We start from the raw sequence: 10,016 nt of genomic DNA, 5'->3' as shown, positions 1-10,016 counted from the left end.
AAATGCTAAATGCTAAATGCTAAATGCTAAATGCTAAAAATATTAACCTTGTGGGTTTTTCCTGCAAGGTTTTTTTATACCTAAAACTTATCAGTTAATATTTGTGCTACACAGGACTCTGCAAATAAGTAATACTTAACATCATAAATAATTAGGTAATATTCATTTATGTTAGGGTTTTGGTACAGTAAGTCTCCGAAATTTGCAAAGGATCACAAAGATTTTTGGCGAGCACGTTTAATCGCCCATTTTTTACTATTTTCAACAGCTTACTTTTTCATTTTAACAGTACTCAATGTTTTCTATTTCGAGCAATTAGACCTTGCCTTAATTGACTGTTTAGGACTTGTTATCTCATTAACTATTTATTTCTGGTTTTACAAATCTGGCAACGTCAATGTAACCGCATGGGCTGTTACATTAATGGCTAGCAGCTTAGCTATATTATTTATAATTTCGGTAGGCGGAAATCCATTCTCAATATTATGGGCTACGCTTATCCCCCCTTTTGCATTTTTTTTAATAGGCAGAAAACGGGGAAGCATCATCAGCGCAATTGCATTCTCTATTTGTGCATACTTAATTTATACACAGCAACAACAAACAATAACCATAGGGTTAGGATCATTATTTAACACTATCGAAGTCAGTATCGCTCATATTCTAATTTTTAGATTTTACGAAAAAACACGTTCGTTAGCGTATCAAAACTTATCTAACCTTAATGACGAAATTAAAAAGTTAGCAGAAACAGACAAGTTGACTGAGTTATATAACAGACAAAAATTTGATGCAGAGTTATCGGCATTAATAACTAAAAGCGAGCACTCTCAAGCACCTCATTGTTTACTTATGTGTGATATAGACTATTTCAAAAAAATTAATGATACCCACGGGCATTTAGTTGGCGATAAAGTATTAAAAGAGTTTGCCCATCTGTTGCAGCAAAAAATAGGTGAGCAAGCGTTAATCGCCCGTTGGGGTGGTGAAGAGTTTGTAATAATATTACTCAACACTGCTTTGTTGGATGCAGCAAAGCAAGCGAATGAATTAAGGAGTTTAATTAGCTCAAATACAGTTGCCAATATGCCTATCACTATCAGCCTTGGGGTAACCGCTATACAAAAGAGTAATGATAGCGTTTTAAAAGTATTAGAGCGAGCTGATAAGGCACTCTACTTTGCTAAACATCACGGCCGAAATTTAGTTTGCATCAACGATAACAACGCACATGTTACCTGTTATGACACATTTTTAAAATTAGTCGACGATGATATAAACGAATAATCTGTGATTCGAGAACGGAAAAACTACGCATTTGAAAAACAAAAAACCCAGCCTAAGCTGGGTTTTTGATATTCATAGAAAACTAAAATTACTTGATTTTAGCTTCTTTGAAAAGAACATGTTTACGGATTTTTGGATCAAACTTTTTGATTTCCATTTTTTCCGGCATGTTACGCTTGTTCTTGTCGGTAGTGTAGAAAAAACCAGTACCAGCTGTAGAAACTAAACGGATCTTATCACGCATGACTCAGGTCCTTAAACTTTTACGCCGCGAGCACGGATTTCAGTAAGAACCGTGTCGATGCCTTTTTTATCGATAATACGCATACCTTTAGTAGTAGTGCGTAATGTTACAAAACGTTTTTCACTTTCAACCCAAAAACGGTGTGTTTGTAGGTTAGGTAGGAAACGACGTCTAGTCGCGTTTCTCGCGTGTGAACGGTGATTACCAACCGCAGGACGCTTACCTGTAACTTGACATACTTTAGACATGTCTATATATCTCCAATAACTTCGCTCGAGCTTAATTTGTCCCCTAGGCTATGTATTTTGTGCCCCAGGGATAAATCGAAGGGCGCTCTTTATACAGCTTATACAGGCAAAGATCAAGTGATTGATCTAATCCAACCAGCTCATGTGTAAATTTGATAGCGGCTAATTATAAAGATCGAATGCCCTTAGGGAAAGTAAAAACTGCATTTAAATTAAACTAATTTGCAAATAAGCACTAAACCGCTCATTTTTAACACGCTTAGTGATTTGAATACGCTTAAATCAAGCCTCGTTCTGCAAACGAAACACAATTATCTCCCCCAACAACGATGTGATCTAAAATATTTATATCGACTAATTGCAAAGCTTGCTGCAATTTAGCGGTAATTAATTTATCAGCTTGGCTTGGTTCAGCAATACCTGATGGATGATTATGAGCCAAAATAAGTGCCGCAGCGTTATTTTTTAAAGCCGCTTTGACGACTTCTCTTGGGTAAACAGATGCCGCATTAATAGTGCCATAAAAAAGTGTTTCTTCTTTAATTAAGCGATTCTGACTATCTAAATACAACACCATAAACACTTCTTGCTGCAAGCCTCGCAGCTCAATCGTTAAATAGTCATATACTGATTGCGGTGAATTAAACACTGCTTCGCGCTGGCATTGCTCCATCATATAACGACGACTCAATTCCAGTACTGCTTGAAGTTGCACAAATTTTGCTGTGCCCAGTCCTTTTTGTGCACAAAAATCATCGATTGATGCATTAAATAAGTTATGCAGTGTTTGATTTTGTGTCATTAAATGTTGTGCTAACTCAACTACATTCATGCCCGGTAAACCCGTTCGCAAAAATATCGCTAATAACTCGGCATCACTTAACGACTTAGCCCCTTTCGCCAATAACTTTTCGCGTGGTCGCTGGCTACTTGGTAAAGAGGTGAGCTGCATTATTTCGTCCCTGAAAAATGATTTATAATTTAACTGTAATGCAAAAATAAAATTTCGCCTGTAAAACTGCGAATAAATTCCATATTAAAACTTCGTCCCCAAGGCAAAGATTTGCTATCGTTAGCGCATATCGACAAACAGTTTTATCAGAGTATGACAAAGTTAATGACCAATTTAGCGACAGAATTAGTAAATAAAAAAATTGTACTTGGTATCAGCGGTGGTATTGCCGCCTACAAATGCGCCGAACTTGTTAGACGTTTAAAAGATCATGGTTGTGATGTCAAAGTGGTGATGACTGAGTCAGCTAAGCACTTTATTACTCCGCTTACCATGCAGGCCGTAAGTGGTGAAATGGTCTCAGACTCTTTGCTCGATCCATCTGCTGAAGCCGCTATGGGCCATATTGAATTTGCTAAATGGGCTGATTTAATATTAGTCGCTCCTGCCACATCTAATATCATCGCAAAAATGGCAGTCGGCATTGCAGATGATTTACTCACCACTTTATTGCTGGCAACACCCGCAAAAGTAGCAGTGGCGCCTGCAATGAATCAACAAATGTATGCCCACCCAGCAACTCAAGCTAACTTAGCAACTTTAAAACAGCGTGGCATTGCAATTTGGGGCCCAGGTAAGGGTGAACAAGCATGTGGTGATGTAGGTGCAGGGCGAATGCTTGAACCACATCAGTTAGTGGCACTATGCACGCAACCTTCGCAACCGCAACTACTAGCTGGTAAAACAATTACAATCACCGCAGGGCCAACTCGTGAGCCACTTGATCCGGTGCGTTTTATATCTAATCACAGCTCTGGGAAAATGGGCTTTGGGCTTGCACATGCGGCAGTTAGTTTAGGAGCAACGGTTAACCTGATTTCAGGTCCGGTAACAATTGCGCCACCACCAGGTGTTAACCTAATTAACATTGAGACCGCTGAGCAACTACTTGAACAATCGCTTATTTTTGCTCCAAAGTCGGATGCTTTTATTGGTTGCGCCGCGGTTGCCGATTATCGCGCCGCAGCGATTGCCGAGCAAAAAATGAAAAAACAAGGCGATGAACTGACACTCACTTTAGTTAAAAATCCTGATGTAATTGCCGCAGTTGCTAGCCTTACAGAGGGTCGCCCATATACAGTTGGCTTTGCCGCAGAAACTCAAGATGTCGCAAGCTATGCGAAAGGCAAACTCAGCAATAAAAACCTCGATATGATCTGCGCTAACGATGTATCACAAACGGGCCTTGGTTTTAATTCAGATCATAATGCTTTAACACTGTTCTGGCATAATGAACAAAAAGAACTGCCCGTCGATACCAAAAGCGCGTTAGCACTGAGTGTAATGAGTGAGCTTGCTAAACGATTGTAAAAAGGCTGGAAAGAAACTGAATAAAACATTAACATAGCCCTTATCGCTTGCTCAAAAAGTGAGTGATAAGTAGCCGCCAAAAGCTAAGTAAATAATTATAAAGAAAGGAATGTTCATGCCTGCGACAAAAAGAAGTAATCGCAAAGAGCAAATACTACAAGCACTCGCACAAATGTTAGAAACCAGCCCAGGTCAACGTATCACCACAGCAAAATTAGCTGCTGAGGTAGGCGTTTCTGAAGCTGCGCTTTATCGTCATTTCCCGAGTAAAGCACGGATGTTTGAAGGCTTAATAGAGTTTATTGAAGACACTTTGTTGTCGCGCATAAATCTCATTCTTGAAAACGAAAAAGAAACTCAAAGCCGTATCTATAATATTTTATTGCTACTACTGGCATTTGCTGAGAAAAATCCGGGGATCACTCGTATTTTGACCGGCGACGCCTTGCAAGGTGAGCAAGAACGCTTGCGTGAGCGTGTACAAAGCTTGTTTGAAAAGCTTGAAACACAACTAAAACAAGTACTACGCGAGCGCAAACTTCGCGAAGGTAAAACCTTTCAAAGTGATGAGTTAACCATTGCAAACTTTTTACTTGCTTACATTGAAGGCAAGATGAACCAATTTGTCCGCAGTGACTTTAAAGCAAAACCTAGCGCGCAATTTGAAAAACAGTGGTTAGAATTACAAAAAATATGGCTTTAGCTCCTAGCTCCTAGCTCCTAGCTCCTAAAATTATTAACCTTGTCGGTTTTCCTACAAGGTTTTTTTATAAATGTTACTTTCAACCTTTATTTTCGACCGCTTATCGTTTCTACTCGAATTGTTGAACAAACTCGTTATGATGATGCAGATGAAACAAAACGAGAAGTAACAATGAAAGCACAACTTTCCCTACTCAGCGTAGCACTGGTTGCAAGCCTTGGTAGTGCCACGGCATCCGCAAAAGAGCCGCTACAATTTAAAGATGTATTCGATTTCAAAGCAGCTAAAACAACGCAATTATCTGAAAATGGTGAAGTACTGAGCTTTAGTGCAACCCCATATCGTGGCGATGCAACAGGCCAAGTCTATACCTTAAACAATAATAAATTACTTGCAGAAATTGAGCGCGGCACTAAACCTCAGATCAACAAAGCAGCTAACTGGGTAGCATTCACCCAAGTCCCTACTTTGCTTGAAAAAGAAACCACAAAAAAGAAAGACACCTTAAAAAACAATCTAGTACTCGTTAATACAATAACGGGGGAACAACAAGTTTTTGAGAACGTAAAAGATTACCAGCTCTCTGATGATGGTAAGTGGTTAGCATATCGTTTAGATCAAAAAACCGATAATGACGATGATAGTAAAGGCATTGGTGACGATAAGAGCACAGATAAAACTAGTGAAATCAAACCAGATAAAAAAGATAAAGCGTTTGAGCTCATTGTTGTAAATTTAAAAGACAAAACAACTCATACAGTAAATAGCGTATTTAGTTACGCAATCAATACATTTGGCAGCGAGCTTCTTGTCAGCCAAAGCGATCCTGACGGTAACGATAACCAAGTAGCATTAATTACATTAAACCAAACATTTGATACGAGTGTATTAATTGATGAACCAGGCGTGGTGGCAAATAAAATAGCTTGGCATCCAACTAAGAATATTGCCGCATTTACACTGGGTAATTATGTGAATGACGATATGCTCCGTCGCGATCATCAGCTAAAACTGTGGCAAAACGAACAGCTTACAAATATTGCTGCTCCTGAAAAAGATTGGACTATTGGTAAAACAGCAAAATTGAGCTGGTCTGAAGACGGTGAACGCTTGTACTTTGAGAATCATCCTAAGTTAGCGGCAAAAATTAAAGAAAAGAAATACACAGATCAAGCCTCGTTATTTGATTACGATACGATTCGCGACCAAAAAGGCCTCCACGTTTGGCATAATAACGATGCCGAAATTAAACCCCGCGAAGAGCTGCAATGGAACGAGAGCAATAAAAATCGTCATTATCAAGCCGTTTACCATCTTAATGGCAAACAAGTTGCGCAACTAAGTAACACTGACATGCCAGATGTGGCACTCAATACCAACAATCGCACTGCGTTACTTGGTTCTTCAAATTTACCTTATCTTAAACGTATTATGTATGGCGGTTTTTTTGCTGACTACTATGCAGTCAATGTGCAAAATGGTGAGCGTAAAGCAATTATCAGTGATTACCCGTTTAGGCCCAGCCTATCACCCAGTGGACAATTTGCAACTTACTTTGAAAATAGCCAAGTGCAACTCAAAGACTTAGGTAACAATAAAGTCAGTACCTTAACAAAAGCGATTAAAGCAACGTTCGCTGATGATCAGCACGATTACCCTTCAACTCAACCGGGTTATGGTTTTGCCGGTTGGTTAACTGATAGCAGCCAAGTGCTGGTATATAGCAAATACGATATCTGGGCATTTGACGTTAAAACCCTCAAAGCCACACGCCTTACACAAGGCAAAGAAAACAACACGCAATATCGAGTCATCAAACTTGATAAAGACCAAGTTGGCTTTAAAAAAGAAGATACATTGTTGCTAAGTGCTACAAACTTACAGCAAAAGCAAACTGAAATAGCAAAACTCAATCTTGCTGATAACTCGATCAGCAAAGTATTAAGCGGTAAAAAACGTTTTGACGTGGTAAAAAAAGCTAAAAATGCCGATAAATACCTATTCACTGAGCAAACTTATCAGCAGTTCCCTGATTTTTATCAAACTGATTTTAGCTTTAAAAAGCCACAACGCGTTACTAACTTAAACCCACAAGTTAACGACTTTGCGTGGGGGCAAAAACCGGAGCTAATTAGCTATAAAGGCTTCGATGGTGAAGACTTACAAGGCGTATTGATAAAGCCTGCGGGCTATAAAAAGGGCGATAAGGTGCCAGTGGTGGTGTATTTTTACCGTTATATGAGTCAACGCATGTTTGATTTCCCTAAAATGGAATTAAACCACCGCCCTAACTTCCCAATGTTTACTTCGAACGGTTACGCGATTTTCTTACCTGATATTCGCTTTGAAATTGGTCACCCAGGGAAATCATCAACGCAAACCATGATCAACGCCACCCAAAAGCTGATTGATCTAGGTATCGCTGACCCTGATAAAATTGGCTTACAAGGGCATTCATGGGCGGGCTATCAAAGTGCCTTTATGATCACCCAAACTGATATGTTCAAAGCGGTAGTATCGGGTGCGCCCGTATCAAACATGACCAGCGCTTACAGCGGTATTCGCTTAAAATCAGGATTAGCGCGTCAGTTCCAATATGAAACTGGGCAAAGCCGTATTGGTAAAACCTTGTTTGAAGCGCCAGAGCTTTACATCGAAAACTCACCGGTATTCTTCGCTGATAAAGTAAATACACCAATCTTAATTATGTTTGGCGATAAAGATGATGCTGTACCATGGCACGAAGGCGTACAGTATTATTTAGCGCTGCGCCGTGCAGGCAAAGATGCGACGTTTTTGCAGTATGAAGGTGAACCACACCACTTAAAGAAATTCCCTAACCAAGTGGATTTTTCAATTCGGATGATGCAGTACTTTGATCACTACTTAAAAGGCAAGCCTGCCGCTAAGTGGATGACCGAAGGCGAAGCTTTCATTGAAGAATAAGCAGCCATAAACTAAAACGCCCAGCAAATGCTGGGCGTTTTTTATTTACCTAAAATTACCTAGCCCGCTGACGATTACCGCCAACCTTAGGTTTGGTATTGGCTTTTTTAAACTGGCTAAAGCCGGTGTGGCGGCTAAGCGCTGGACGCCCCCCTTTACCTGCTTTAAGCGATTTTTCGTCACGGGTTTCTTCTGGCACTAAGCAGTTTGGACCTTTACCAATCAACTTGGCTTTGCCCATACTACGCAGTGCTTCACGGATCATCGGCCAACCTGCTGGATCGTGATAACGCAATATCGCTTTATGTAAACGACGTTGACGCGCGCCTTTTGGTACCGGTACTTGCTCAGTATTATTTTTAATATTACGCAGCGAGTTCATCCCAGTGTGATAAATAGTGGTGGCATTAGCCATTGGTGACGGATAAAAATTTTGCACTTGATCTAGTTTAAAATCATTCGACTTTAACCACAACGCCATGTTCACCATGTCTTCGTCTTTAGTGCCAGGATGCGCAGAAATAAAATAAGGGATCAGGTACTGCTTTTTCCCTGCTTCTTTTGAGTATTTATCAAAAAGCTCTTTAAACTGATCATATGCGCCCATGCCTGGTTTCATCATCTTAGATAATGGCCCGTCTTCGGTATGCTCAGGCGCAATTTTTAAATAACCACCAACATGATGGGTTACGAGTTCTTTGACGTAACGAGGGTCTTGCACAGCTAAATCGTAGCGAACACCAGAGGCTATTAGGATTTTTTTAATCCCCTTAACTTCACGGGCCTTTTTATACAACTCGATAGTCGGTGTATGGTCGGTATCCATATGCTTACAAATATCAGGATATACACATGATAAACGTCGGCAGGTACTCTCAGCTTTTTTGCTCTTACAACGCAGTTTATACATGTTAGCAGTTGGCCCACCAAGGTCCGAAATAACCCCAGTAAACCCTGGTACTTTGTCACGAATTTGTTCGATTTCTTCAATAATCGATTCTTGTGAACGACTTTGAATGATCCGTCCTTCATGCTCAGTAATTGAACAGAAACTACAGCCACCAAAACAACCTCGCATAATATTAACTGAGGTTTTGATCATGTCGTAAGCGGGGATTTTTGCAGTACCATAACTTGGATGCGGAACTCGCTGATAAGGCAATCCAAACACCGCATCCATTTCATGTGTTTCAAGCGGATACGCAGGTGGGTTAACCCAAATAGAGCGATCGCCATGGCGTTGGAATAACGCTCGAGCACAACCTGGGTTCGTTTCTTGATGTAAAATACGTGATGCATGAGCGTACAGTGGTTTATTAACACTCACTTGCTCAAACGCAGGTAGCTTAACGTAGGTTTTTTCCCAAGGTTTAGGACGCGCTGGCTGAATGGTAATTGGTTTTGCCGCTTCAGCTTGTAAATCAATACCCGCTTTTTTAAATTCGCTTTTGCTACAACCCACATCATCCGCACCATATGGGTTTGGAATTGGGTCAATTTTACCAATTTTATCAATCGCGGTGGAATCACTACCACGCCAGCCCGGTAATGGCTCTTTACGAATAACCGCCGTACCACGGATATCTTGAATGGTATCCATCGTTTCGCCGGCGGCAATACGATGAGCAACTTCTATTAATGGTCGCTCAGCATTACCGTAAATAAGAATATCCGCTTTGGCATCAAATAAAATACTACGGCGAACTTTTTCTTGCCAGTAATCATAATGGGCAATTCGACGTAAGCTGGCTTCGATACCACCTATTACAATTGGCACACCTTTGTAGGCTTCGCGGCATCGTTGTGAGTAAATCATCACCGCACGATCAGGACGCTTGCCACCCACATTACCGGGCGTGTAGGCATCATCATGGCGCATACGCTTTTCAGCCGTATAGCGGTTGATCATCGAGTCCATGTTACCGGCAGTCACACCAAAAAATAAGTTAGGCTTACCAAGTGCCATAAAGGCATCTTTCGAATCCCATTCTGGCTGAGCGATAATACCGACCCTAAAACCTTGTGCTTCAAGTACACGACCAATTACCGCCATACCAAAGCTGGGGTGATCTACATAAGCATCACCACTGATAATGATGATATCGCAGCTATCCCAGCCAAGGGCATCCATCTCTTCGCGTGTAGTTGGTAAAAATGGTGCTGTGCCGTAACACTCAGCCCAATATTTAGGGTATGAGAATAACGCTCGCTTGGCTTTAAGTGCGCTCATATAAAGTAACCAATTGCTTTAAAAAAGGTCGCAAA

8 protein-coding genes are annotated in these 10,016 nt (G+C 40.7%); 4 read left to right on the top strand and 4 right to left on the bottom strand.

The window, feature by feature from the left end:
- Positions 1-168: 168 nt before the first annotated feature.
- Complete coding sequence (locus H5162_RS19550) at positions 169-1,287, top strand: diguanylate cyclase (RefSeq protein WP_182779327.1); 1,119 nt, start codon at positions 169-171, stop codon at positions 1,285-1,287.
- A gap of 88 nt (positions 1,288-1,375) precedes the next feature.
- Here H5162_RS19550 and rpmG read toward each other — a convergent pair whose 3' ends face one another.
- From rpmG to radC, 3 genes are all read right to left on the bottom strand, one after another.
- Entirely contained in the window at positions 1,376-1,531 is a 156-nt protein-coding gene (rpmG, locus tag H5162_RS19545) for a 50S ribosomal protein L33 (protein ID WP_004335545.1), read from the bottom strand.
- Positions 1,532-1,542: 11 nt separating this feature from the next.
- A complete protein-coding gene (gene rpmB / locus H5162_RS19540; RefSeq protein ID WP_004335549.1) occupies positions 1,543-1,779 on the bottom strand; it encodes a 50S ribosomal protein L28 in 237 nt (78 codons plus the stop codon).
- Positions 1,780-2,056: 277 nt separating this feature from the next.
- A complete protein-coding gene (gene radC, locus H5162_RS19535) occupies positions 2,057-2,731 on the bottom strand; it encodes a RadC family protein (protein WP_145234702.1) in 675 nt (224 codons plus the stop codon).
- A gap of 153 nt (positions 2,732-2,884) precedes the next feature.
- On the opposite strand from radC, the gene coaBC reads away from it, so the two are divergent.
- The 3 genes from coaBC to H5162_RS19520 all read left to right on the top strand — a co-directional run bounded on the left by coaBC (position 2,885) and on the right by H5162_RS19520 (position 7,751).
- Positions 2,885-4,102: a bifunctional phosphopantothenoylcysteine decarboxylase/phosphopantothenate--cysteine ligase CoaBC gene (gene coaBC, locus H5162_RS19530; protein WP_179959239.1), complete on the top strand. Its 1,218-nt coding sequence runs from the start codon at positions 2,885-2,887 to the stop codon at positions 4,100-4,102.
- Between the two features lie 115 nt (positions 4,103-4,217).
- Positions 4,218-4,805 carry a nucleoid occlusion factor SlmA gene (slmA, locus tag H5162_RS19525; protein ID WP_145234700.1) on the top strand — a complete coding sequence of 196 codons (588 nt, stop codon included), beginning with the start codon at positions 4,218-4,220 and terminating at the stop codon, positions 4,803-4,805.
- 171 nt (positions 4,806-4,976) lie between these two features.
- Positions 4,977-7,751 carry a S9 family peptidase gene (locus H5162_RS19520; RefSeq protein ID WP_182779326.1) on the top strand — a complete coding sequence of 925 codons (2,775 nt, stop codon included), beginning with the start codon at positions 4,977-4,979 and terminating at the stop codon, positions 7,749-7,751.
- 55 nt (positions 7,752-7,806) lie between these two features.
- Here H5162_RS19520 and H5162_RS19515 read toward each other — a convergent pair whose 3' ends face one another.
- On the bottom strand, positions 7,807-9,981 hold the full coding sequence (locus H5162_RS19515) for a YgiQ family radical SAM protein (protein ID WP_145234682.1): 2,175 nt from the start codon (positions 9,979-9,981) through the stop codon (positions 7,807-7,809).
- Between the last annotated feature and the right edge of the window lie 35 nt (positions 9,982-10,016).

It is taken from the genome of Pseudoalteromonas sp. SR41-8 (assembly GCF_014163915.1).
GTDB classification, from domain to species: domain Bacteria; phylum Pseudomonadota; class Gammaproteobacteria; order Enterobacterales; family Alteromonadaceae; genus Pseudoalteromonas; species Pseudoalteromonas rhizosphaerae.
Note: the sequence above shows the minus strand (reverse complement) of the source record. Positions and strands in the feature narration are given on the sequence as shown.

Coding starts and splice junctions, on each gene's coding strand:
- H5162_RS19520 (WP_182779326.1), top strand. CDS start 4,977: ATGAAAGCACAACTTTCCCTACTCAGCGTAGCACTGGTTGCAAGCCTT.
- H5162_RS19515 (WP_145234682.1), bottom strand. CDS start 9,981: ATGAGCGCACTTAAAGCCAAGCGAGCGTTATTCTCATACCCTAAATAT.
- slmA (WP_145234700.1), top strand. CDS start 4,218: ATGCCTGCGACAAAAAGAAGTAATCGCAAAGAGCAAATACTACAAGCA.
- coaBC (WP_179959239.1), top strand. CDS start 2,885: ATGACAAAGTTAATGACCAATTTAGCGACAGAATTAGTAAATAAAAAA.
- rpmB (WP_004335549.1), bottom strand. CDS start 1,779: ATGTCTAAAGTATGTCAAGTTACAGGTAAGCGTCCTGCGGTTGGTAAT.
- H5162_RS19550 (WP_182779327.1), top strand. CDS start 169: ATGTTAGGGTTTTGGTACAGTAAGTCTCCGAAATTTGCAAAGGATCAC.
- radC (WP_145234702.1), bottom strand. CDS start 2,731: ATGCAGCTCACCTCTTTACCAAGTAGCCAGCGACCACGCGAAAAGTTA.
- rpmG (WP_004335545.1), bottom strand. CDS start 1,531: ATGCGTGATAAGATCCGTTTAGTTTCTACAGCTGGTACTGGTTTTTTC.